Origin of the sequence: Gordonia sp. (in: high G+C Gram-positive bacteria) (genome assembly GCF_047602025.1) — a bacterium.
GTDB lineage: Bacteria > Actinomycetota > Actinomycetes > Mycobacteriales > Mycobacteriaceae > Gordonia.
In genome coordinates this window covers 2,496,587-2,520,056 of sequence record NZ_JASGII010000001.1, presented here as the reverse complement: position 1 = coordinate 2,520,056, position 23,470 = coordinate 2,496,587, and the positions used below count along the sequence as shown (strand labels likewise).

26 protein-coding genes are annotated in these 23,470 nt (G+C 70.0%); 17 read left to right on the top strand and 9 right to left on the bottom strand.

Features of this window, described 5'->3' with window-relative positions:
* Positions 1-96: 96 nt before the first annotated feature.
* From QM728_RS12665 to QM728_RS12640, 6 genes are all read right to left on the bottom strand, one after another.
* Positions 97-438 carry a hypothetical protein gene (locus QM728_RS12665; RefSeq protein WP_415032362.1) on the bottom strand — a complete coding sequence of 114 codons (342 nt, stop codon included), beginning with the start codon at positions 436-438 and terminating at the stop codon, positions 97-99.
* 170 nt (positions 439-608) lie between these two features.
* The gene (locus QM728_RS12660) at positions 609-1,463 is read right to left on the bottom strand and encodes a metal ABC transporter permease (protein WP_415032361.1); all 855 of its coding nucleotides are present in this window, start codon (positions 1,461-1,463) and stop codon (positions 609-611) included.
* A complete protein-coding gene (locus QM728_RS12655; protein WP_415032360.1) occupies positions 1,456-2,241 on the bottom strand; it encodes a metal ABC transporter ATP-binding protein in 786 nt (261 codons plus the stop codon). Before QM728_RS12655 ends, QM728_RS12660 begins: the two co-directional genes overlap by 8 nt.
* A complete protein-coding gene (locus QM728_RS12650) occupies positions 2,238-3,230 on the bottom strand; it encodes a metal ABC transporter solute-binding protein, Zn/Mn family (RefSeq protein ID WP_415032359.1) in 993 nt (330 codons plus the stop codon). Before QM728_RS12650 ends, QM728_RS12655 begins: the two co-directional genes overlap by 4 nt.
* Before the next feature lie 107 nt (positions 3,231-3,337).
* Positions 3,338-3,889 carry a TetR/AcrR family transcriptional regulator gene (locus tag QM728_RS12645; RefSeq protein ID WP_415032358.1) on the bottom strand — a complete coding sequence of 184 codons (552 nt, stop codon included), beginning with the start codon at positions 3,887-3,889 and terminating at the stop codon, positions 3,338-3,340.
* Positions 3,886-5,145, bottom strand: coding sequence for a cytochrome P450 (locus tag QM728_RS12640; protein WP_415032357.1), 1,260 nt, complete (start codon positions 5,143-5,145; stop codon positions 3,886-3,888). Before QM728_RS12640 ends, QM728_RS12645 begins: the two co-directional genes overlap by 4 nt.
* Before the next feature lie 159 nt (positions 5,146-5,304).
* Between QM728_RS12640 and mshA the strand changes: the two genes are divergently transcribed.
* The 7 genes from mshA (at position 5,305) to bla (ending at position 11,292) form a co-directional block, all read left to right on the top strand.
* Positions 5,305-6,636, top strand: coding sequence for a D-inositol-3-phosphate glycosyltransferase (gene mshA, locus QM728_RS12635; protein ID WP_415032356.1), 1,332 nt, complete (start codon positions 5,305-5,307; stop codon positions 6,634-6,636).
* Positions 6,633-7,238 (top strand): YbjN domain-containing protein, encoded by a 606-nt coding sequence (locus tag QM728_RS12630; RefSeq protein WP_415032355.1) that lies wholly within the window; start codon positions 6,633-6,635, stop codon positions 7,236-7,238. The genes mshA and QM728_RS12630 overlap by 4 nt, the downstream gene beginning before the upstream one ends.
* 31 nt (positions 7,239-7,269) lie before the next feature.
* Positions 7,270-8,010 (top strand): phosphoglyceromutase, encoded by a 741-nt coding sequence (locus QM728_RS12625; protein ID WP_415032354.1) that lies wholly within the window; start codon positions 7,270-7,272, stop codon positions 8,008-8,010.
* Between the two features lie 40 nt (positions 8,011-8,050).
* The gene (locus QM728_RS12620) at positions 8,051-8,353 is read left to right on the top strand and encodes a GNAT family N-acetyltransferase (RefSeq protein ID WP_415032353.1); all 303 of its coding nucleotides are present in this window, start codon (positions 8,051-8,053) and stop codon (positions 8,351-8,353) included.
* A gap of 98 nt (positions 8,354-8,451) precedes the next feature.
* A complete protein-coding gene (locus QM728_RS12615; protein WP_415032352.1) occupies positions 8,452-9,729 on the top strand; it encodes a sensor histidine kinase in 1,278 nt (425 codons plus the stop codon).
* A complete protein-coding gene (locus QM728_RS12610) occupies positions 9,726-10,415 on the top strand; it encodes a winged helix-turn-helix domain-containing protein (protein ID WP_415032351.1) in 690 nt (229 codons plus the stop codon). Before QM728_RS12615 ends, QM728_RS12610 begins: the two co-directional genes overlap by 4 nt.
* Before the next feature lie 7 nt (positions 10,416-10,422).
* Positions 10,423-11,292: a class A beta-lactamase gene (gene bla, locus QM728_RS12605; protein WP_415032350.1), complete on the top strand. Its 870-nt coding sequence runs from the start codon at positions 10,423-10,425 to the stop codon at positions 11,290-11,292.
* Between the two features lie 3 nt (positions 11,293-11,295).
* Here the strand turns inward: bla and QM728_RS12600 are convergent, their stop codons facing one another.
* The gene (locus QM728_RS12600; protein WP_415032349.1) at positions 11,296-12,693 is read right to left on the bottom strand and encodes an MFS transporter; all 1,398 of its coding nucleotides are present in this window, start codon (positions 12,691-12,693) and stop codon (positions 11,296-11,298) included.
* Positions 12,694-12,806: 113 nt separating this feature from the next.
* Here QM728_RS12600 and QM728_RS12595 point away from each other — a divergent pair, with 113 nt between their 5' ends.
* The gene (locus QM728_RS12595; RefSeq protein ID WP_415032348.1) at positions 12,807-13,436 is read left to right on the top strand and encodes a TetR/AcrR family transcriptional regulator; all 630 of its coding nucleotides are present in this window, start codon (positions 12,807-12,809) and stop codon (positions 13,434-13,436) included.
* Here the strand turns inward: QM728_RS12595 and QM728_RS12590 are convergent.
* A complete protein-coding gene (locus tag QM728_RS12590; RefSeq protein WP_415032347.1) occupies positions 13,433-14,248 on the bottom strand; it encodes a hypothetical protein in 816 nt (271 codons plus the stop codon). The genes QM728_RS12595 and QM728_RS12590 overlap by 4 nt on opposite strands.
* Positions 14,249-14,342: 94 nt before the next feature.
* Here QM728_RS12590 and QM728_RS12585 point away from each other — a divergent pair, with 94 nt between their 5' ends.
* From QM728_RS12585 to QM728_RS12545, 9 genes are all read left to right on the top strand, one after another.
* The gene (locus tag QM728_RS12585) at positions 14,343-15,317 is read left to right on the top strand and encodes a hypothetical protein (RefSeq protein ID WP_415032346.1); all 975 of its coding nucleotides are present in this window, start codon (positions 14,343-14,345) and stop codon (positions 15,315-15,317) included.
* A gap of 13 nt (positions 15,318-15,330) precedes the next feature.
* The gene (locus QM728_RS12580; RefSeq protein ID WP_415032345.1) at positions 15,331-16,575 is read left to right on the top strand and encodes a hypothetical protein; all 1,245 of its coding nucleotides are present in this window, start codon (positions 15,331-15,333) and stop codon (positions 16,573-16,575) included.
* Positions 16,576-16,603: 28 nt separating this feature from the next.
* Positions 16,604-17,500 carry a sugar phosphate isomerase/epimerase family protein gene (locus tag QM728_RS12575; protein ID WP_415032344.1) on the top strand — a complete coding sequence of 299 codons (897 nt, stop codon included), beginning with the start codon at positions 16,604-16,606 and terminating at the stop codon, positions 17,498-17,500.
* Complete coding sequence (locus tag QM728_RS12570) at positions 17,497-18,402, top strand: thioesterase family protein (RefSeq protein ID WP_415032343.1); 906 nt, start codon at positions 17,497-17,499, stop codon at positions 18,400-18,402. Before QM728_RS12575 ends, QM728_RS12570 begins: the two co-directional genes overlap by 4 nt.
* Positions 18,403-18,427: 25 nt before the next feature.
* Entirely contained in the window at positions 18,428-19,285 is an 858-nt protein-coding gene (proC, locus tag QM728_RS12565; RefSeq protein WP_415032342.1) for a pyrroline-5-carboxylate reductase, read from the top strand.
* Positions 19,286-19,487: 202 nt separating this feature from the next.
* The gene (locus QM728_RS12560) at positions 19,488-19,712 is read left to right on the top strand and encodes a helix-turn-helix domain-containing protein (RefSeq protein ID WP_415032341.1); all 225 of its coding nucleotides are present in this window, start codon (positions 19,488-19,490) and stop codon (positions 19,710-19,712) included.
* 163 nt (positions 19,713-19,875) lie between these two features.
* Positions 19,876-19,977, top strand: a complete 102-nt coding sequence (locus QM728_RS12555) for a 30S ribosomal protein bS22 (protein WP_003402602.1) — start codon at positions 19,876-19,878, stop codon at positions 19,975-19,977.
* Positions 19,978-20,018: 41 nt separating this feature from the next.
* Complete coding sequence (locus QM728_RS12550) at positions 20,019-21,083, top strand: NAD-dependent epimerase/dehydratase family protein (RefSeq protein ID WP_415032340.1); 1,065 nt, start codon at positions 20,019-20,021, stop codon at positions 21,081-21,083.
* Positions 21,084-21,225: 142 nt separating this feature from the next.
* Positions 21,226-22,350 carry a lysophospholipid acyltransferase family protein gene (locus QM728_RS12545; protein ID WP_415032339.1) on the top strand — a complete coding sequence of 375 codons (1,125 nt, stop codon included), beginning with the start codon at positions 21,226-21,228 and terminating at the stop codon, positions 22,348-22,350.
* Here the strand turns inward: QM728_RS12545 and QM728_RS12540 are convergent, their stop codons facing one another.
* On the bottom strand, positions 22,351-23,430 hold the full coding sequence (locus tag QM728_RS12540; protein ID WP_415032338.1) for an HAD family hydrolase: 1,080 nt from the start codon (positions 23,428-23,430) through the stop codon (positions 22,351-22,353).
* Between the last annotated feature and the right edge of the window lie 40 nt (positions 23,431-23,470).

The window sequence follows — 23,470 nt, the reverse complement described above, 5'->3', positions numbered from 1 at the left end:
AGCGCTACCCCACCAGCAATCTGTAGTGGCGTCACGCTCGGCATCTCCAGGCGCCGTCGATGTCCGCCATGCTGTCGTTGATGTCGCGGTACATAGTCATCGAGGACACATCGCCGGGTTGTCGTACCCCACTACGTACGGTTTGACGGAGCCATCCTGATGTCGGGCCTTGCCGATGGCCAGGCAACCACCGTGCCGCGTGGCGCTGTCGACGCTTTCCTTGATCAGATCCATCGTGACCGATCGATACGCTTCGTCGACCTGTGGTGGAAAGTAGCGCTCGAAGAACTGCTCGTCCGGAAGCCTCCTGCTGAACGCGCTGGTCTCAGCGGCACTGAAGCGATGTTCGTCGAAGGTCTGAAGGCCGGGGATCTCGAAGGGCCTGCCTTGTTTGGCGGCGCTGTCCTGACACCCCGCCAGCGCTATTGCTCCAGCCACGACTACGGTCGCTGCGGCCGTTTTGGTCAGCGGTCTTCCCGTGCTTAACGGGGACATAGTCGTGACCACCCTGCGCACTGCGTTCCCTTCTGAAAGCTCCTCAACCTGCCCAGATTAGTAGCACGCACCGCCCAGCCGACGGGGGCGGATTCAAGAGAATCGGGAGAAGCTCAGACGCCGTCGCGCACGCGGTCCCGGCCGATCCAGCGGCAGACCAGATAGATGACGAACGAGATCGTCGTGACGAACACCGACACCGGCAGGCCGGGGGCGAGTGACAGGATCAGGCCGCCGATGGCGGCGGTCTCGGCGAACAAGATCGCCAGTCCGGTGACCACCGCGGGGTTCGACGACAGCCGCATCGCCGCTGCGCCCGGCGTGATCACGAGGGACATGACGAGCAGTGCGCCGACGACCTGGACGCCCTGTGCGCAAGCCAGGCCCATGAGCACGGCGAACAGGATCGACAGCCAGCGCGTTGGCACGCCGCTGGCCAGCGCGACCCGCGGGTCGACCGACGAGAAGAGCAGCGGGCGGTAGACGACGGCGAGAACCAGCAACACGACCCCGGTGGTGATCGCGACGCCGATCAGGCGCTCGGCACTCACGCTCACGACCTGGCCGGTCAGCAGGGCGAATCCCTGGCGCACGTTGGTCTGCAGGGCGAGGAACAGCACGCCCAGGCCCAGGCCGAAGGACATCACGACGCCGATCACCGAGTCGCGTTCGCGGGCGCGGTTGCCGAGGATGCCGAAAGTCAGCGCGGCGACGACGGCGCCGAGGATCGCACCGACGTTCACCGCGGTGTTCAGGCTTGCGCTGGCCGCGCCGACCACCAGCATGGCGGCGGCCGCACCGGTGACGGTGAGTTCGCTGATGCCGTGAACGGCGAACGACATCTGTCGGGTGACGATCAGCGGCGAGATGACCCCGCCGAGCAGTCCGAGCAGCGCCAGGGCGAGCAGTGCCTGGTGGACGAAGTCGCGGCTCAGGAGATTGGCGGTCTCGGTGAAGAAGCTACCCATGGACCGGCCTCTGCTCGCAGTGCCGGGCTTCCTCGGTACCGAGGACGACGATCCGGTCATCGACGCGTACGACGTCGATCTGTGCGCCGTAGAGGTCGGAGAGGACCTCGGTCGTCAAGACCTCGTCGGGGGTGCCGACGGCGAACCGGCCGTCGACGAGGTAGAGGACGCGGTCGACGTAGGGGAGCACCGGGTTGATCTCGTGGGTGACGAGCACGACGGCGGTGTCGGCCTGCTGGCGACGCTGGTCGAGCAGGCTGAGCACGCGGCGCTGGCTGCCCGGGTCGAGGCTCGCGAGTGGTTCGTCGCACAGCATCAACTGCGGGTCGCGGGTCAGGGCCTGGGCGATCCGCAGGCGCTGTTGCTCGCCGCCGGACAGCAGGCCGAAAGGGCGGTCGGCGAAAGCGGTCGCGTCGACTTCGGTCAGCGCCGCGTCGACGAGTTGGCGGCGCCGGTTGCGACCGAACCAGCCGATGCCCCACGCCCCGCCGTCGACGCCGAAGCCGACGATGTCGCGCCCGCGGACCGCGAGCGGGTCGGCGTCGTCGGCATGCTGTTGCGGGACGTACCCGATGCGCCCGGTCACCTCGACGGTGCCCGCGGTGGGCTGGATCTGGCCGAGCAGCATCCGCAGGAGCGACGTCTTGCCCGAGCCGTTGGCGCCGAGCACGGCGATGAACTCGCCCGGCGCGACGTCGAGGTTCAGCCCGCTCCACAGCACGCGATCGCCGAACGCCAATTCGGCGTCGACGAGGCGGGCGACGGGGGCCGCGGTCACTTGTCGAGGGCCTGCGCGAGGGCGTCGATCTGCTTGCCCTGCCAGTCGATGTACGACGTGACGCCGGCCGGCAGCGACTCGCTGAAGTTCACCACCGGAACGCCCGCCTTCTCCGCGGTGGCGCGCACCGAGTCGGTGACCGCATCGGTCGACTGCGTGTTGTAGACCAGCGCCTTGACGGTCTTCGAGGTCAGCAGGTCGTCCATCTTCGCGCGGTCGGCGGCCGACGGGGACTGGCCGTTGGCGACGGCGTTGGTGAACGCTGGCGGCGCGGCGTCGGTGATGCCGGCGGCCGCGAGGAGATAGCCGCCCAGCGGCTCGGTCTGCGCGACCCGGGCGCCGCGGTGCTTGGCGGCGATGGCGGCCAGCTTCGCCTGCAGGCCGTCGAGCTGCACGCCGAAGGCGGCGGCGTTGCGGCGGTAGTCGGCGGCGTGGTCGGGGGCCTTCGTCGCGAGTTCGTCGGCGAGCTTGTCGGCCGCCTTGCGGACGGCACTCAGGCTGTAGAAGACGTGCTCGTTCGGGGCGTCGGCGGAGTGGGTGTGCCCGTGGTCGTGGTCATCCCCATGGTCGTGACCGTCGTGGTCATGGTCGTGACCGTCGTGGTCGTGGTCGTCGTCGTGCGATTCGATGCCGAGGAGCGCGGCGGCGTCGACGATCGCGACCGTGCGCGTCCGCTTCGTCGCGTCGGCCAGGTATTGGTCGTAGTGGGCGCCGTTCATCAGCACGACGTCGGCGTCAGAGATCTGAGCGGAGTCGGCGGCCGACGGCGTGAACTCGTGCGGGTCGCCGTCGGGCGAGCTGTAGAGCGCCTTGACGGTGCCGTGCTCGCCGACGACGGCTTGCGCGACCGAACCCCAGACGTTCGTCGACGTGACGACGAGGGGTCGGGTCACGTTCTTGTCGGAATCGGTCGAGCATCCGGTCAGGGCGGCGGCGAGGGCGAGGACGGCGATCGCAACAGCGGCGACGAGGCGCAGGGGGTGACGCACGGAGGGCCTCCAGGGGCGGTGGTCGTGGGCTTGCACAAACCGTTAATGAAAATGGTTGCCGAAAGAATAGCGTGGACGTCGGCGATGTGCCCACTCGACCGCCGAAATCAGGCGACGACGACCGGTGCGACGAAGGTGCGCAGCATGTGCGCCTCGTCGGCGGGGGAGGCACCCGGGGTGCTGAGCAGCGACAGCATCGCGCGGACCAACCAGTGCGCGCGGTCCTCGGTGTTGGGGCTGCCGAGTCCGGCGACGAAGTCTCGGGCGAGCGCTTCGATCGCCGGGGAGACGACGGCGAGTTGAGCCGCGGTCGCCACCCCGTCGGGGCGGAACCAATTGGCGAAGGCCGGGTTCTCGCGCACCAACCGCAGGGCTGTGGTGACGGCGGCGACCAGTTGCTCGGCCGGATCACCGGCGGGAACTTCGTCGGCCACCGCCTTGGCCAGGCGTCGTGCGGAGCGTTCGACGAACGCGGCCTGGACCTCCTCGCCGCTGTGGAAGTAGCGGTAGAGCGTCGCGCGCGAACAGCCGACCTCGCCGGCCAGCGCACGCATCGTCACCCCGTCGACGCCGCGGGCGGCGTACATCCGTTCGGCGGTGTCGAGGATCCGCTCGGCGACGGCGTCGGTGCGCACGGTCTGCCACGCGGCGACGGTCATGCGCGGCGCCCCGGGTGGAAGGGGATGTACTCGGGCCAGCGCACATAGTTGCCCGGCGCCCAGCGCATCCCGGACTCGTCGACGTCGAAGTCGGGGAAGCGGGCGAGGATCTCGGTGAGCGCGACGCGCGTCTGCATGCGGGCGGCGGCGGCGCCGAGGCAGTGGTGGTTGCCGTGACTGAAGGTGAGGATCGTGCGCGGGTTGCGGAGCACGTCCAGGCGGTCGGCGTCCGGGCCGTACTTGGCCGGATCGCGATTGGCCGATCCGTAGCAGAGCAGGACCTTGCGGCCCGCGGGGATCGTGACCGGGCCGCGCGGGGTGTCGGGGTAGTCGACGTCGCGAGTCGTCATGCGGGCCAGTCCCTGCGCGGGGGAGGTGAGGCGGAGCAGTTCTTCGCCGGCGGGGCCGATCAAGTCCGGGTCGTCGAGGAGGATCCGTCGCTGATCGGGATTGGCCGCGAGGAGTTGCAGGCTGCCGCCGAGCGAGCCGGTCGTCGTGTCGTTCCCGCCGGCGACCATGGTGAAGGTGAAGGCGAGGATCGACAGCAGCCCGGCGGGGTCGTCGCCCTTGCCGGCCTCCACGAGGGCGGAGACGGTGTCGTCGCCGGGATGTTGTTTGCGGTACTCGATCAGCTCGCTGAAATAGCCCAGCATCTCCGCGGTGGCGTTGCCCGCGCCCGTCGCCGCGGCGGCCATACCCCCGGCGGCGTTGGCGCCGACGATCGCGTGCGTCCACCCGTCGAACCGCGACCAGTCCTCCTCCGGCACACCGAGGTAATACGCGACGACCATCGACGGCAGCGGCTTCAGGAGTCGTCCGACGATGTCGACGGTGTCGTCGGCGGACTGGGCGATTTCGTCGAGCCGGTCGACGACGAAGGAGCGCACCAGCGGCTCGACGTCGGTCACCTGCTTGGGCGTGAACCCGCGTGCCACCAGCTTGCGGAACTGTGTGTGCACGGGCGGATCCTGCATGACCATCGGCGGGTGGTCGGCCATGCCGATCGCCTCGAGGTCGCCGTAGGTGACGGTCAGCCCCTGGGCCGACGAAAAGGTCTCCGGGTCGCTCGCCGCCGCCCACACGTCCGCGTGGCGGGTGAGCACCCAGTACTCCCCGGGGTCGGCGCCCTCGGCCGCCGTCTCGACGCGGTGGACCGGGTCGAGTGCGCGCAGGTCGTCGTACATGGGGAACGGGTTGCGCCAGGTCTCGCCCGAGCACAGCCGGAAGCGCGGCGGACTGGTCACGGAGGTACTCATGTATGAAGAATAAGACACTTAGCGGATTATGTCTTGCGATTCACCGCACACTCGGCGATGCCTCACCGCCCACTCGGCGGGGTTGGACCGCCCACTCGGCGGAATCTGGTGCCCACTCGGCGGAATCTGATGCCCAGTCGGCGGGGCTAAGCTGGACTCATGCCATCAGCACTGTCGCGGAACCCGGCGCTGCCGCGCCGGATCGCGGTCATCTCCGTGCACACGTCGCCGTTGGCCCAACCCGGCACCGGCGACGCGGGCGGGATGAACGTGTATGTCTGGCAGACCGCCGTGCGCCTGGCCCGTCGCGGCGTCGAGGTGGAGATCTTCACCCGCGCGACGTCGTCGTCGGACGAACCGATCGTGCACGCCGCACCCGGCGTCATCGTGCGCCACGTGCAGGCCGGTCCCTTCGAGGGCCTGGACAAGGCCGATCTGCCCGCCCAGCTCTGCGGCTTCTCCGCCGGGGTCCTGGGCGTCGAGGCGGCCCAGCCGACCGGCTACTACGACCTGATCCACTCGCACTATTGGCTCTCCGGCCAGGTCGGGTGGCTGGCCGCGAACCGGTGGGGCGTGCCGCTCGTGCACACCGCGCACACCCTCGCCGCGGTCAAGAACGCATCGCTGGCCGACGGTGACGTCGAAGAGCCCCGACTGCGGATCGTCGGCGAGCAGCAGGTGGTCGAGCTGGCCGACCGCCTCGTCGCCAACACCGCCACCGAGGCCGGCGAACTGGAGTCGATGTACGGCGCCGACCCCGCCAAGATCGACATCGTCGCGCCCGGCGCCGACCTCGACTGCTTCACGCCCGGTCCGCGCGACGCCGCGCGCGCCGAGCTGGGCCTGCACCCCGACGAGACGATCGTCGCCTTCGTCGGCCGGATCCAGCCCCTCAAGGCGCCCGACGTGCTGCTGCGCGCTGCGGCCCCGCTCATCGACGCCGCGCGCGCCGCCGGCCAGCCGCCGCTGCGCGTCGTGGTCTGCGGCGGTCCGTCGGGCACCGGCCTCGAGCACCCGACCGCCCTCGTCGACCTCGCCGACGAGCTCGGCATCGCCGACCGCGTCACCTTCCTGCCGCCGCAACCCGCGCCCAAGCTCGCCCAGCTCTACCGCGCCGCCGACGTCGTCGCCGTGCCCAGCTACTCGGAGAGCTTCGGCCTGGTGGCCATCGAGGCGCAGGCGTGCGGCACCCCGGTGCTCGCGGCCGATGTCGGCGGACTCGGCGTCGCGGTCGTCGACGGCAAGACCGGCGCACTCGTCGACGGCCACCGCACCGCCGATTGGAGCAACGCGCTCGAGAAGCTCCTTGCCGACCCGGGCCGCCTCGCGACGATGGGCACGGCTGCCCGCGCCCATGCCGAACAGTTCTCCTGGGACCGGACCGCCGACGGCCTGCTCGACTCCTATGCGCACGCCCTCGCGGCCAGGCGCCAGGCCCGCGGCACCCGGATGCGGTGGCGCCGGCGCTCCCGCCAGGAGGTGCGGCCGTGAGCAGCGCCGACAACCTGGCCCTGCTGGAGCGGGTCCTCACCGAGCGGGAGATCGCCTTCGACCGCAAGTCCTCGGGCGGCACCGACGGCGAGCACCTGGTGCTCGAACTCCCCGGCGAGAAGAAGCTCAAGACGACGGTGCTGCTGACCGCGACCGCTCACGGCGCGCGGGTGGAGGCCTTCGTCTGCCGCCAGCCCGACGAGAACCACCTCGGCGTCTACAAGTATCTGCTGCAGCGCAATCGTCGTCTCTACGGCGTCGCGTACACGATCGACAACATCGGCGACATCTACCTCGTCGGCCAGATCAGTTCCGACGCGTTGACTCCCGACGAGCTCGACCGCGTCCTCGGCCAGATCCTCGAGGCCGCCGACGGCGATTTCAACGTGCTCCTCGAACTCGGCTTCGCGACGTCGATCCGGCGGGAGTGGGCGTGGCGGGTGTCGCGCCGCGAGCCGCTGCACAACCTGCTGGCCTTCGAGCACCTCATCGACAAGGAAACGCTGCCCGAGCCGGGCGAGCCGCTGCCCGAGCAATACCGCCCGACCCGCCCCGTTCAGGGTGCGGCGCAGGGCGACGACCCCGCCGGACCACCCGCCTGATCGACCGGGCAACTGTGCGAAAATGGCTGCCATGAGCAACGGCACCCTGATCCTGATGCGCCACGGCGAGAGCGAGTGGAACGCTTCCAACCAGTTCACCGGCTGGGTCGACGTCGCATTGACCGACAAGGGCCGCGCCGAGGCCGTCCGGGCCGGCGAGCTGCTCGTCGAGCACGACCTGCTGCCCGACGTGCTCTACACGTCGCTGCTGCGCCGCGCGATCATCACTGCGCAGATCGCGCTGGACACCGCCGACCGCCACTGGATCCCGGTCGTCCGCGACTGGCGCCTCAACGAGCGCCACTACGGCGCGCTGCAGGGACTGAACAAGGCCGAGACCAAGGAGAAGTACGGCGACGAGCAGTTCATGCTCTGGCGCCGCAGCTACGACACCCCGCCGCCGCCGATCGACCCGGGCGACCAGTACAGCCAGGTCGGGGACCCGCGCTACGCCGACATCACCGTGCCGCTGACCGAGTGCCTGCTCGACGTCGTCAAGCGGCTGATCCCGTACTACACCGAGACCATCGCCGCCGACCTGCGCGCGGGCAAGACGGTCCTGATCGCCGCGCACGGCAACTCGCTGCGCGCACTGGTCAAGCACCTCGAGGGAATCTCCGACGCCGACATCGCCGAGCTCAACATCCCGACCGGCAACCCGCTGCGCTACGACTTCGACAGCGACGGCAAGGCGACCGGCAAGGGCGTGTACCTGGACCCCGAAGCGGCCGCCGCCGGTGCCGCCGCCGTGGCCGCCCAGGGCCAGAAGTAATTCCTGGCGGGGGCCGCGACCCGCGCGCTAGGCTGGCGATATGTCCGATCTCCGCGTTGACCACCAGCCCGCCCGAGAGCGCTACGAGGCGTTCCTCGATGAAGACGGCACGGAGAAGTCGATCGGCTACGTCGACTACATGACTGAGCCGAACACGATGCTGTTGACGCACACGGTCGTGCACGAGCAGTTCGGCGGCCGCGGGTTCGCCGGCCAGCTGGTCAAGTACGTCCTCGACGACGCGCGCGCCAACGGCCAGCAGATCGTCCCGGTGTGCAGCTACATCCAGAGCTACGTCACCAAGCACCCGGAGTACGCGGACCTGGTCCGCGCCCAGGACTGAGCTCCGATACCACCTACTCGGCGAACGCCGGGTAAACGCGGGCCGAATTTCCACCGGCGGGCTGGGTATTGCGAACCTGCTCGTCGTACTCTTGTGGTGTGACCGTTGCCTGGATCGTCGCGGCGATCGCCCTTGCGCTCATCGGAGGCATCGGCATCGGACGCATCCTCTTCGGCCAACCGGCCTTCCTCTTCGATGAGCCGCTCACCCCGCTCTCGGTGTTGCCGGCGGCCCCGCCCGCCCCCGAGGGCCTCACGCCGCAGGACCGCAGCGACATCCTGCGAATGATCGTCCGCCGCTCCGAACACGGCGTCATCGTGGTCGAGGAGAGCGGCGACCTGGCCCTCTACAACGAAGCGGCCGTCAAGCTCGGCCTCGTCACCGACAACGACCTCAACGCTGGCGTCATGTCGCGCGCCGAGGAAGTGCTGCGCACCGGCGAGGACTTGCGGTTCGAGTTCGTGCCGCCGCCGACCACGGCCGGCTTCCTGGCCACCGCCCGCGCCACGGCGGCGCACCCGGTGCTGTCGGTCCGCTGCCTGGCCCGCTATGTCGAGCGCGGCGGCATGCGCTTCGCCATCATCTTCGGCGACGACGACTCGGAGAACGTGCGCGTCGAGGCGACCCGGCGCGACTTCGTCGCCAACGTCAGCCACGAGCTCAAGACCCCGGTCGGCGCGATCGGCCTGCTCGCCGAGGCGCTCCTCGAATCGGCCGACGACCCCGACTCGGTGCGCCACTTCGGTACGCGGATCGTGTCCGAGAGCAAGCGGATGGGCAACCTGGTCACCGAGCTGATCTCCCTGTCGCGCCTGCAGGGCGGCGAGACGGCCGAGCTGGAGCCGGTCGACGTCGACGGCCTGATCGACGAGGCCCTGACCGTCGCGCAGATCCCCGCGGAGGCCGCCGGCATCACGTTGAACAGCGACGAGCCCTCCGGGCTGAAGCTGTACGGCGACCGCCCGTTGCTGCTGACCGCGCTCAACAACCTGCTGTCCAACGCCGTGGCCTACTCCCCCGAGGGGACCACCGTTTCGGTGAGCCGCCGCCTGATCGAGCCGGCCGAGCCCGAGGCCGCCCCGATGGTCGCCATGGCCGTCACCGACCGCGGCATCGGCATCGAGCAGGCCGACCAGGAGCGCGTTTTCGAGCGCTTCTTCCGCGTCGACCAGGCGCGCTCGCGGTTGACCGGCGGCACCGGGCTGGGTCTGGCCATCGTCAAGCACGTCGCCGCCAACCACTCCGGCACGATCAGCGTGTGGAGCCGCCCGGGCACCGGGTCGACCTTCACGCTCGCCATCCCGCAGGCCGGCGTCGTCGACGCCGCCCCCACAGCCACCGAACCCACAGACAAGAGGGAAGAGGAAGTTTCGTGACGCACGTTCTCATCGTCGAAGACGAGGAATCGTTGGCCGACCCACTGGCGTTCCTGCTCCGCAAGGAGGGCTTCGAGGCCACCGTCATCAACGACGGCGCCGCCGCGCTGGCCGCTTTCGACCGGGCCAACCCCGACATCGTGTTGCTCGACCTCATGCTGCCCGGCATGTCCGGCACCGAGGTCTGCAAGGCACTGCGCGCCAAGTCGTCGGTCCCGGTGATCATGGTGACCGCGCGCGACACCGAGATCGACAAGGTCGTCGGCCTCGAACTCGGCGCCGACGACTACGTGACCAAGCCGTACTCGGCGCGCGAGCTCATCGCGCGCATCCGCGCCGTGCTGCGCCGAGGTGCCGACACCCCGGCCGACGAGGAACTCGTCGACGGCGTCCTCGAGGCCGGCCCGGTGCGGATGGACGTCGACCGGCACACGGTCAGCGTCAACGGCGAGGCGATCACGTTGCCGCTCAAGGAGTTCGACCTCCTGGAGTTCCTCATGCGCAACGCCGGCCGGGTGCTGACGCGCGGCCAGCTGATCGACCGGGTGTGGGGCGCGGACTACGTCGGCGACACCAAGACCCTCGACGTCCACGTCAAGCGGCTGCGCTCCAAGATCGAACCCGATCCGTCGACGCCGACCTACCTGCTGACCGTGCGCGGGCTGGGCTACAAACTCGAAGCCTGACCCCAGGGTGGCTCTCTCGCGCCGTGCGGCGCTCACCGGCTCGCTCGCGGTGACCGTCGGCGCCGCACTGTCCACCGCGGGATGCGACCGCCGTGAGCGTCGCATCGGCCTCGTCGACCTCGAGCGTCGGCACGGTGCACGCATCGGCGCCTACGCCCGCGACCTGGTGTCGGGCCACCGAATCGTCCACCGCGCCGACGATTTCTTCGCCATCTGTTCGACCTTCAAGGCCTACGCGGCCGGTCGGGTGCTGCAGCTCGCCGATGCGCGAAAGCTGACCCTCGACGACGCGATGACGATCGCCCCGGGTGACGTGGTCGAGTACTCGCCGGTGACCGGGCAGCGCGTCGGCGGGTCGATGACGCTTGCCGAGCTCTGCCGGGCGGCGCTGCAGCAGAGCGACAACACCGCAGGCAACCTGCTGCTCCGGACCATCGGCGGGCCGCCCGCGATCACCGCTTTCGCGCGCAGCATCGGCGACGACCGCACCCGGCTCGACCGCTGGGAGACCGACCTCAACAGCGCCGTCCCCGGCGATCCGCGTGACACGTCGACGCCGACGGCACTCGCGGCGGGGTACACCGCGCTGCTGACCGGTGACATCCTCGGTGCCGGCCGACGCGAGCAGCTCGCGCGGTGGATGCTGGGCAACGAGACCTCTTCCATGCGGCCCGGCCTGCCCGCCGGGTGGTCCAGCGCCGACAAGACCGGCGGCGGCGATTACGGCACCACCAACGACGTCGGTGTCGTCTTCGGGCCCGGCGGCCGGCGGGTGGTCGTCGCCATCATGATTCGGTCGGCCGGCGATGAGAAGGCGGCGTCGAACTTCCGCGACATCGTGCCCGAAGTCGCACGGCGTCTCCTTGCCGCGCTCTGAGGCTTACGTAGGTTCAGCAGTTGCCGCGTCATCGCGCGGCAGGATGACCCAGGCCAGCAGGCTGCCGACGAACAGGAAGAGCGCACCGACGGCGAATCCGGTCAAGAAGCCCTCACGTGGGACGGTGAAATGGCTGGCGATCGTCACCAGTACCGCCAGGCCGATCGTGCCGCCCAGCTGGCGCGCGCTGTTCGCCACGCCCGAGGCGATGCCGACCTCGTCGGATGACACGCCCCTGGTGGCGACGACCCCGACCTGCACCATTGCGGCGCCCAGGCCGATCGCGGTCACGGCTGATGGCAGCAAGATGCCGAGCCAGAAGTTGAATTCGGCGGGAATCTGCGAGAACAGCAACAGCCCGACTGCGGTCACAGCTCCCATCAGCACCATCGTCCGGCGCGCACCGATAGCGGCGGCCAGCTTGTTGCCGACCACGATGCCGACGAACACGCAGGCGGAGAACGGGAGGAACAATGTGCCGGCGATCCCGGGATCGACGTGCCACACCGTCTGCACGTAAAGGGACGCAAAGTAGAACGCGGCGAGTTGGCCGGCGGCAAGCATGAAGCCGAAGGTGTTGGCCCCCAGGATGCTGCGGCGGCGCATCAGCGCGGGTGGCATCAGCGGATGCGGCGCGCTGCGCTCAACGATCGCGAAGCCGGCCAGCAGCACCGCCGCCACGACTGCACCGATGAGGAAGCGGGGCGAGGACCAGCCGTGGTCGCCGGCCGAACTCACCGCGTACACGAGGGAGCCGACGCCGGCGGTCACCAGGATTGCGCCGACAACGTCGAGCCGGCCCGTTGCCTCGCCCCGGTCGCGGGGAACTCCGCGTAGCGCGCCCAGCAGGGCGATTAGCACGATCGGCACGTTGATGAACAGCACCGCGCGCCACGAGAACCAGTCGGTCAGGAGACCGCTGAGCACGACGCCAACGGCGCCGCCCGCTGCGCCGGCGCCGCCCCACATGCCCATCGCCTTCTTATGCCGGACCGGGTCCGTCACCGTGGTCACCAGCGCGAGGGCGGCCGGCGCGAGCAACGCACCCGCGACGCCCTGCAGCCCGCGAGCGGCGATGAGCATGCCGGCCGACGTCGCCCATCCGCCCACCAGACTTGCGGCGGCAAACACGATCAGGCCGGTGATGATCACCCTGCGCCGTCCCACGAGGTCGCCGAGGCGCCCGCCCAGCAGCATGAAGCCGGCGAAGGTCAGCAGATAGGACGTGACGACCCACTGCAGGCCACTCGCCGTGAAGCCCAGGGCGTGCTGAATCTCCGGGAGCGCGATGTTGACCAGCGACATGTCCAGGGCGACGAGGAATTGCAGGAAGAATACGGTCACCAAGAGGGCGGCGAAGTGTGTCTCGGTCAGTGTTTCGGCGGGTTCGTTCCGGGTCATCGCATCCCCTCGAGTTGTGTTCGTACGCGTACGGTATTCGTACGCGTACGATAGGTTACCCTAAGTTCTAGGCGATGCCAACGGATGGCCTGTGATGGGCCACAATGGGGCGCATGTCGCCCGCCGCCCGTCTCGACCGCGACGCCATCGTCGATGCCGCCGTGCGCATCATCGAGCGCGACGGCGCGGAGGCGCTGAGCATGCGACGATTGGCCGCCGAACTCGGCTCCAAGCCGATGTCGCTCTACCACTACGTGCCCAACAAGGCGGCTCTGATGTCCTTGGTGCTCGGCGAACTGGCGGACCGGATCGAGTGGCGAGTGATCACCGGCAGTCCGCGCGACCGCATGGTCGGCCTCGCAATCGACATGTACGACAAACTGAGCCAGATTCCGTGGCTGGTGCGCATTCTTCGCGAAGGGGTGTTCACCGGACTTCCCGCGCTCACCCTGCCCGACCAGTTCATCGCCGCAGCCAACGAGGCTGGGTTCGATGACCGGCAGGCATTCGGTCTCTGGCGATCGTGTTGGGATCTCGTCGCGTCCGAGCTGCAGTTCCAGATCTCGGCGGCGCAGCGCGCGTCCGGTGAGCGGCCGTGGTACGACGCCGTCGACCCGGCCGACCTTGCCGACTACCCCGCCGTCCTCCGGCTGCTCCCATCGTGGGGCGAATACTCCAGAGGGTTCCGCGTCGACGATGCGGTGGCAATGCTCATCGACGGTGCGCTGGCAACCCGGCTTTAGAGAATCTCGTACTTGACGTCGGTCTCCCGACGCCGGCCGGCGGCAGTCGTGGCCGGGTGCACCGCGAGGAGACCCAGGGCAGAGCGTCGACGGCAGGCATCGGCCAGCACCGCGTACGCGCTCGCGCCGATCAGCTCGGTGAGCTCGGGCGCGTAGGACTCCCACACCTGCTTGGCGCCGACGTGCGCCTCCGGCGAGCCCGAGCAGTACCAGGCCAGGTCGTGCCCGCCCTCGCCCCATCCGCGACGGTCGTACTCGGTGATCGTGTCGACGAGGATCTGCGTGCCGTCGGGGCGGTCCTCCCACTCCTGGGTGCGCCGCACCGGCAGCTGCCAGCAGACGTCGGGCTTCACCGTCAGCGGTTCGAGGCCGCGGCGCAGCGCCATGCCGTGCAGCGCGCATCCGGCGCCCTTCGCGAAACCCGGCCGGTTCAGGAAGACGCACGCACCGTCGTGCACGCGCGTCTTGAGCGCGGGCCCGTCGTCGTCCTCGTCTTCGACCAAGTAGCCGTTCGGGCCGAGCGGGTCGCCGCCGCCGCCGATGTCGCGCAACTGCCAGTCGTCGGGGCCGAGCATCGCGACGCTGGCCTCCAGTCGTGCGCGGTCGTCGGCGTCGGACAGGTACGCGCCGTGGCTGCAGCACCCGTCGTCGGGCCGGCCCTCGATGATGCCGTGGCACGCCGGGGTGCCGAACACACAGGTCCAGTGCGAGCACAGCCACGTCAGATCGGCACGGACCCAGTGCTCGGGGTCGTCCGGATCGGCGAACTCGTACCACTCGCGCGGAAAATCCAGGTCTGCTTCGGGCTGCACATCTCCACGGTAGCCACCGAACGGCCGCGGAGCGCGCCGGAGACACGCCCGGGTGCAATCACCCGCCGCGTCGGCGAGCCACTACCGTGGAGTCGTGCGTTTAGGAGTCCTCGACATCGGCAGCAACACGGTGCACCTGTTGGTCGTCGATGCCCATCGCGGGGGGCACCCGAACCCGATGAGCTCGACGAAGTCGGTGCTGCGCCTGGCCGAGCGGATCGACGCCGACGGCCGCCTCGCCGACGACGCGGGCAAAGACCTCGTGGAGGCGGTCGACGACTTCACCCGGATCGCGCGCACCTCCGGGTGCGAACAGGTGATGGCGTTCGCGACGTCGGCCGTGCGCGACGCCACCAACTCCGACGACGTGCTGGCCGACGTGCTCGACCACACCGGGGTCGAGATCGGCGTCCTCTCCGGCCGCGACGAGGCGCGGCTGACCTCGCTCGCCGTGCGCCGCTGGTACGGGTGGAGCGCCGGGCGCATCCTCGCCCTCGACATCGGCGGCGGTTCGCTCGAGTTGTCCAACGGTGTCGACGAAGAGCCCGACGTCGCACTGTCGGTGCCGTTCGGGGCGGGTCGGCTGACCCGTGAATGGTTGCCCGGCGATCCGCCCGACCGCCGGCGCATCAACGTCCTGCGGGACTGGCTCGACGCGGAGCTGAAGCCGGTGGCCGCCGAGGTGCGGGCACCCGGCAAACCCGATCTGGCGGTCGGGTCGTCGAAGACCTTCCGCAGCCTGGCGCGGCTCACCGGTGCCGCCCCGTCGAGCGCCGGTCCGCGGGTGCGCCGCCAACTGACCGCGAGCGGCCTGCGCCAGCTGATCTCCTTCATCTCCCGCATGTCCCGCGACGACATCGCCGAGCTCGAAGGCGTCAACGCCGCGCGCGCCGGTCAGCTCGTCGCCGGCGCCCTGGTGGCCGAGGCGGCGATGCGCGCGCTCGATCTCGATACACTGGACATCTGTCCCTGGGCGCTGCGGGAGGGTGTGATCCTGCGCCGCCTGGACTCGGAACTGTTCGACGGCGAGCTGGCGATCCTGCCGGTGTCGAGCGACGACAACGACTAGTGAGGACGTAGCCATGGCCAAGGACGACCCGGAATCCCGGCCGATCCCGGCATCCGAGCTGCTGGCGCGCAAGCGCGAGGCGGCCAACGCCGCCGAGGACACCGGCGAGATCCCGCGGGTGGCGTTCCCCCGGTCGGCCAGTCCGACCGCCCAGCGGGCCACCGGCGGCGTGACCGCGAGCGGGATGCCCGCCTTCGCGCCGGCTGAGCCCGCCGAGCCCACGACCGCCGAGTCCAACCGCGTCACCGGTGTGATCCCGTCGGTCGACCACACGATCGCGTCGGCCGAGAGCGCCCCGGCCACCGGCTCGATCTTCCGCGGCCAGGACGACATCGACTTCGAGTCCTATCGCAACTTCGACGACGTCATCGCCACCGAGGAGCCGACCGAGAAGAAGGGGCTCTTCGCGCGCCGCAAGCGCAAGGAGAAGGACAAGGGCAAGGCGAAGGCCAAGGGCCGCACCAAGACGGAAGAGCCCGTCGACGAGGCACCCGCGCCCCGCACGGCCGCCACGCCGGTCGAGGTGGCCCACGCCGACACCGGACCGATCCAGCCGGTCGCCGTCGCGCCCGCCGAGGACACCGCGTCGCTCGCCCCGGTCGACGATGAAGACCTCGTCGAGGTCGACGTGCCGGTCGTCGAGCACGCGCCGCTGGTCGACCCGGTCACCGGCCGGTTCGCCGCGCCCGCCGCTGCTGCTGCCGCCGCCACGGCGGAGGAGGAGGCCGCGCCGGCCGTCACGCCGTCGGTGACTCGCCGACCCGCCGGGGCCGAGGCCGCCGCGCCGCTCGTCGACGATGACGAGGACGAGGAGAAGCCGCGCGAGCGCCGCCGTCGCCGCAAGTCGAAGGCCAAGGCCGACAAGCCGGCCAAGGCCGCGACGGCCAAGACAAAATCGCCCAAGACCAAGGTGGCCAAGGCCACGACCGCCACGGCGACCGATGCCGACGACTCGGACACCGCGGTCGTCGACGAGTCGCCGCTGGCGTCGGAGTACTCGCCGCTCATGCAGTGGGTGATCCTGATCGGCCAGATGCTCGGCGGGCTGGTGTTCGGCGCCGCCGCCTTCTGGGGATTCGTCCAGCTGTGGCGCTGGAACGTCTACTTCGCCCTCGTCGCCGCCGCGCTGGTCATCTTCGGCATCGTGACGCTGGTGCACATCGTGCGCCGCCGCCACGACCTCGCCACGACCCTGCTCGCGTTGGGCGTCGGACTGTTCATCACCATCGGACCATTGATCCTGCTGGCCACTTCGTGAGCCAACGGGTCATCGAGGAGGGGGCCTGGTGATCCTGGAGGAGATCCCGGTGGGGCTGTCCACCGCGTCGGTCTACCCGCAGGGGATCGAAGCGGCGTTCCGCTACGCCGCCGACCTCGGCTACGACGGGGTCGAGGTCATGGTCTGGGGCGACCCGATCAGCCAGGACGTCGGCCGTGTCGAGCGGCTGTCGCACAAGTACCAGATGCCGATCCTGTCGATCCACGCCCCGTGCTTGGTGATCTCGCAGCGCGTGTGGGGCCGCGATCCCATCCGCAAACTCGGTCGCGCGGTCGAGGCCGCGGACGCGCTCGGTGCGCCGACGGTCGTCGTGCACCCGCCGTTCCGCTGGCAGCGCGCGTATGTGGCCGCCTTCGAGGACCTGGTCGGCGAACTCGAATCGGACAGCGGCATCGCCGTCGCCGTGGAGAACATGTTCCCGCTGCGCGCGGACCGCTTCTTCGGGGCGGGGGAGCGGTCGGCCAAACGCATGGCGGCGCGCGGCGGCAGTGCCGGGCTGGCGACGTCGGCCTTCGGCAAATCCATCGATCCCACCGACGACGGCTACGCGAACTACACGCTCGACCTCTCCCACACCGCGACGGCCGGCATGGACGCGCTGGCGATGTTCGAGCGCATGGCGTCGGGGATGCGGCACCTGCACCTGACCGACGGCGACGGCGCCGCGCACGATGAACACCTGATCCCCGGTGACGGGAACCAGCCGTGCAGCGAGATCTGCCGCCGCATCGCGGCCAGCGACTTCGACGGCGGGGTCGTCCTCGAGGTCACCACCAGCGGCGCCCGCAGCAAGGACGAGCGCGCCGCCATGCTCGCCCGGTCGCTCGACTTCGCGCGCACGCACCTGCGTCGACCGGGAACCATCGACGGCCACGACCCGGCCGTCCGACAGGGCCGCCCGTGAGTGCGCTGGGCGACGCCCTGACCCCGACGATCATCGACCGCGACGACGAGTCGATGCGGCTGCGCGCGACCATCGACCCGGTGTTCACCATCGGGCCCAAGGTGCACGGCGGCTCGGCGCAGGCGTTGATCGTGAACGCCGCCCACGCCGCGCACCTGGCACTCACCGGGCAGGAGGGCGTCGACCTCGCCGACGTCGACGGGGCCGCGGCGCTGCCGGTGGCCGCCACCAGCACCTACCTGAACGCACCCGACCCCGCGGAAGTCGAGCTGGTCGCCCGCCTGGTCAAGCGGGGCCGGACGGTATCGGTCGTCGACGTGGAACTGTCCCAGGGCGGCCGGGCCATGATCACCACGACCGTCGTCATCGCGCTGCTCGACCATGGCGAACCGCGCCACAGCGCCGCGGTTCCGCTGCGCGAGTTACCCGTCGAGCCGGCCGCCGATGCGCTGCACCTGGCCGGGTCGCCGATGGAAGAGATCATGCACATGCACCCGGTCGTCGACTTCGCCCTGGATCCGGCCACCTTCCCGGCGGCCGTCGGCGGTCGGGGCGAGCCGACCACCCGCGGTTGGGTGCGGCCCACGGCGGCGGCCGCGGACCTGCCGTTCGTCACGCTCGTGTGCGACATCTCGCCGCCGGTCGTGATGAACCTCGGGGTTTTCGGCTGGGCGCCGACCGTCACCCTGGCGACCTATCTGCGGCGCATCCCAGCGGCGGCACCGGCGTCCGACGGCGGGCCGGGGTGGCTGCGCTTCGAGAATCGGAGCATCGAAGTGGGGCAGGGGATGTTCGAATCCGACCACACCGTGCTTGACTCGACCGGAGTCGTCGTCGGCCAATCCCGGCAGCTCGCGCTGATCCCGGCCAAGCCGGTACCGGGCCCGACATCAGTGAAGTGAACATATTGAGGAAAGCGAGAACCCCATGTCCGAGCGCGTAGCCATCATCGGCGGCGGCAAGATCGGCGAGGCCCTGTTGGCCGGCCTCATCGCGTCGGGCAAGCCCGCGCGCGACCTCGCGATCGTCGAGCGCGGACCGGAGCGGGCCGCCGAACTCGCCGACGTCTACAAGGTGCTCGTCACCGACATCCCGACTGCCGCCGAGCACGCGCAGATCGTGGTCATCGCGGTCAAGCCCGACGCCGTGGACTCGGTGTTGGCCGAGCTGGGCAAGGTCGAGGACAACAACGACGTCGAGCGCGTCACCGTGACCCTCGTCGCCGGGCTCCCCGCCGCCAAGTACGAGAACGCGCTGCCCGCGGGTTCGCCGGTCATCCGCGTGATGCCCAACATGCCGCTGCTGGTGAACGAGGCGATGAGCGCGCTGGCCCCCGGGCGGTATGCGACCGACGAGCAGGTCGCGGCGGTCTCCGAGCTGCTGTCGGCGGTCGGCAAGGTGATGGTCGTGCCGGAGAGCCAGATGGATGCGGTCACCGCTATCTCCGGCTCCGGCCCCGCCTACGTGTTCTTGCTCGCCGAATCGATGATCGACGCCGGCGTCGCACTGGGGCTGACCCGCGCGCAGGCGGCCGAGATGGCCAAGCAGACCATCCGCGGTGCGGGCGCGATGCTCACCGAGTCCGGCATGACGTCCACCGACCTGCGGGCGGCGGTCACCTCGCCCGGCGGCACGACCGCCGCGGCGATTACGGAACTGGAGCGCGGCGGGCTGCGTTCGACGATGTATGCGGCCACCGCGGCGGCGGCGGCGAAGAGTGCGAAACTCAGCCGTCGATCCGAGCTTGAGGGTTCCTCCGGTAACGGAAAAGACCGAGAAGACTGACGCGTATAGCAGTTGATCCGGCAAACTCCCAGGTGACTCGCCGGTTTTGGCCACGCTAAGGCAACAAATCAGTACTTGTCCGCAACTCCCGTCGCTATTTTCACATCAGCCACGCTAAGCTGCCTTCAGCACGTGCGTGTCAGATAGCCGTCGGAGGGGAAGCCAACGGCCGCGACTCGTGCTGTGAGAGGTATGAGTACTGATGGCACCTGCAGATATGTCTGGTGACCGCAACGGCGGGAATGCGGCTGGTTCGCAGTTCCTGACCGTCGCCGAGGTCGCTGCGCTGATGCGCGTCTCCAAGATGACCGTCTACCGCCTGGTCCACAACGGCGAGCTCCCGGCGGTTCGCGTCGGCCGTTCGTTCCGCGTCCACGCCAAGGCTGTGCACGACTACCTGGAGACGTCGTACTTCGACGTCGGCTAGCGGTTATCGCTTAGCAAACTCGTCAAACCCCCGGCCACCATCGGAGGTCGGGGCTTTGTCGTGTGTACCGGGCGATTAGGGGCAGTCGGCGCCAGCCCGGTAAAGTGGCCCTATTCGCCAGGGGTGGCCGCGCCGCCCGACCACGAACGTGAGGAACGACCCCATGGGTTCTGTCATCAAGAAGCGCCGCAAGCGCATGTCGAAGAAGAAGCACCGCAAGCTGCTCCGCCGCACGCGCGTCCAGCGTCGCAAGCTCGGCAAGTAGGCCAGAGCCGCACTACGATCGCCGCATAGGGGGTAACCGCCATGGCACAGGATGATTCCGGTACGCAGGCGGCTGCCCCGCGCGTGGTCCTGGTGACCGGCGCGTCGACCTTCCTCGGCGGCCACCTGGTGGCCCGGTTGGCCGCCAACCCCGAAATCGAGAAGGTGCTCGCGGTCGACTCGCGGGTGCCGAACAAGGCGCTGCTGCGCCGCATGGGCCGGGCCGAGTTCCTGCGCCTGGACATCCGCCGGCCGGTCATCGCCAAGACGATCGCCGCGCACGAGGTCGACACCGTCGTGCACGCGGCCACCTCGATCATGGACGTCGCCGCCCATTCCGCGGCGATCAAGGAGTTCAACGTCGTCGGCGCCATGCAGGTCTGCGCGGCCTGCCAGCGCAGCCCGTCGGTGAAGCGCCTCATCCTCCGCTCCACCGCCATGGTCTACGGCGCCAGCAGCAAGGATCCCGCGTACTTCAGCGAGGGCGACCGCGCGGTGCGCGAGCCCACCAACGGCTACGGCCGCGATCTCCTCGACATCGAGGGCTATGCGCGCGGACTGGCCCGTCGCCGCCCCGACATCGCCGTGACCATCGCCCGCCTCCAGGCGATCCTGGGCCCGCGGATGCAGACCCGCATGGGCGCCTACCTGTCGGCCCCGCTCGTCCCGACGGTGATCGGCTACCAGCCGCGCCTGCAGTTCCTGCACGAAGAGGATGCGCTCGCGGCGATGGAGCGCCTCACGACGTCCGCGCCGGCGGGCACCTTCAACATCGCCGCCGACGGCGTCATCACCATGACCCAGGCGATCCGCCGCGCCGGCCGCATCGAGCTACCCGTCCCATCCGGGCTGGTCACCCCGATCAGCGGCGTGTTCGCCGACGTCCGCTCGGCGCGCCTGCGGTCGTCGCAGATGGACTGGGTGACCTACGGCCGCGTCCTGGACAACACCCGGATGCGCACCGAGCTGGACTTCCACCCGCGGTACACGACCAGCGAGACCGTCGACGACTTCATCGAGCGCGGCGCCTCCGACATGCTGATCAGCCCCCGGCGCTGGCACGACCTGGAACAGCGGGTCGTCGGCGCGGCACATCAGCTTTTGTGATCCTGACCTGGCGATTCGCCAGTGTGACGCAATCCTGTGTGATTTTTCACGACCCTGAGCGGCAACGTCCCGCGCGCGGCCGCCACGTCGTAAGCTTGGCCCGATACAGCTGTCCGTCGATCCACGAACGGGGGTGAAACCCATGGCCGGCCGTCGCGCACACGACCCGCGCACCGCGAAGGTGATCCAGCTCTACTCGACGCCGGGCGCCCAGCCCGTCAACGAGGCGGCCGCTCGACGGCAGTCGGGCAAGCAGCGCCACCCGTCGCAGGCCGTGGGCCACCCGAACACCGACGGCTTCGGTCGCGAGCCCGCCGCGATCACCCCGATCAACGACGACGTGCAGCTGCCCGACGAGGCCCTGGGCATCGAGCACGTCGGCCCCGCGCAGCCGAGCCCGTTGCTCAGCCTGGACGGTGTGCGCACCAGCCTCGCGGACGCGCTCACCAACACCGCCGGCTACCTGCGCGAGCGCCTCGCCGGCGAGTACGAGGTCGACGACTTCGGCTTCGACCCGCACTTCACCGACTCGGTGTGGTTCCCCGCGATCCGCCCGATCTACGAGAAGTGGTTCCGCGTCGAGGTCACCGGCATCGAGAACCTGCCCGTCGACGGCGGTGCGCTGCTCGTCGCCAACCACGCCGGCAGCATCCCGATCGACGCGCTGATGACTTCGCTCGCGGTGCACGACAACCACCCGACCGGTCGACACCTGCGCATCCTGGCCGCCGACATGGCGTTCGACGCGCCGGTCGTCAGCGAACTCGCCCGGCGCATCGGTGCGACCCTCGCCTGCAACAGCGACGCCGAGCACCTCCTGCGGGCCGGCGAGCTGACGGCGGTGTGGCCGGAGGGCTACAAGGGCATCGGCAAGATGTACAAGGACCGCTACAAGCTGCAGCGCTTCGGGCGCGGCGGCTTCGTCACCACCGCGATCCGCACCGGCGCCCCGATCATCCCCGTGTCGATCGTCGGCTCGGAGGAGATCTACCCGATGCTCGGCGACCTCAAGCCGGTCGCGAAGCTGCTGGGCCTGCCGTACTTCCCGATCACGCCGCTGTTCCCGTGGCTCGGCCCCCTCGGTGCGATCCCGCTGCCGTCGAAGTGGCACATCCACTTAGGCAAGCCGATCGCCACCGACGGCTACGACGAGTCGGCCGCCGACGACCCGCTGGTGGTCTTCGACCTCACCGACCACGTCCGCGAGGAGATCCAGCAGACGCTGTTCCGCATGCTGAGCCGCCGCGGCAGCGTCTACCTGGGCTGATCAGCCGCTGCGCCCGCGCCGCAGCACCGCGGCACCCACACCGCCGAGCGCGCCCAGCGCGACCGCCGTCGGCACGCCGTACTTCGCCGCCTTGCGCGCGGTGCGGAAGTCGTAGGTCTCCCAGCCGCGCACCCGCGCGACCTCTTTGAGGTCGGAGTCGGGGTTGATCGCCACCGCGGTCCCGACGAGCGAGAGCATCGGGACGTCGTTGTGCGAGTCGGAGTAGGCCGTGCAGCGCTGCAGGTTCAGCCCCTCGCGGATCGCCAGCGAGCGGACGGCCTGCGCCTTGCCCGGCCCGTGCAGGACGTCGCCGACGAGGCGTCCGGTGAAGATGCCGTCCTCGCTCTCGGCCACCGTGCCCAGGGCGCCCGTCAGGCCCAACCGGTTGGCGATGGTCTGCGCCAGTTCGACCGGGGTGGCGGTCACCAACCAGACCTGTTGGCCGGCGTCGAGGTGGCGCTGCGTCAGCGCGCGGGTGCCCGGCCAGATCTTGTCGGCGATGTACTCGTCGTAGATCTGCTCGCCGAGTTCGACGAGCTCGGCGGTGGGCCGACCGGCGATGAACGACAGCGCCTTGTCGCGGCCCTCGGCGACATCCTCGGCGTTCTCCTTGCCGGTGATCCGGAACTTGACCTGGGCCCACAGGGCGCTGGCGACGTCGTTGTAGGAGAAGTACTTGTGGGCGGCCAGGCCGCGGGCGAAGTGAACGATCGAGGCGCCCTGGACGAGCGTGTTGTCGACGTCGAAGAAGGCGGCCGCGGTCAGATCGGCGCCGTCCGGCCGGGTCTCGGCGCGCTGTGCCAACGATTCCAGCGCGGCCTTGGCGGCGGCCTCCCCGGCGAGGTTCTGCCGGAGCTCCGCCGCCGTTTGCCGGAACCGGCCACTGGCGGAACTGACCCACTCCCGGACGCGGCGATCCGACTCGGTCTCGACGGCCTCGTCGCCCGCGGCGACGGTCTCCGCGTCGGCCTCGAGGTCGTCGAGTTCGTCGAGGTCCTCGGGCTCGAAATCAACGTCCGGGTCGAGGTCGCGATCGCGGACCGGGACGTCGTCCGGCTCGTCGTGGCGGTCGTCGCTCACGTCGCTCCCTCCGCTGGGCAGGCACCGCTGCTTGGCTAGG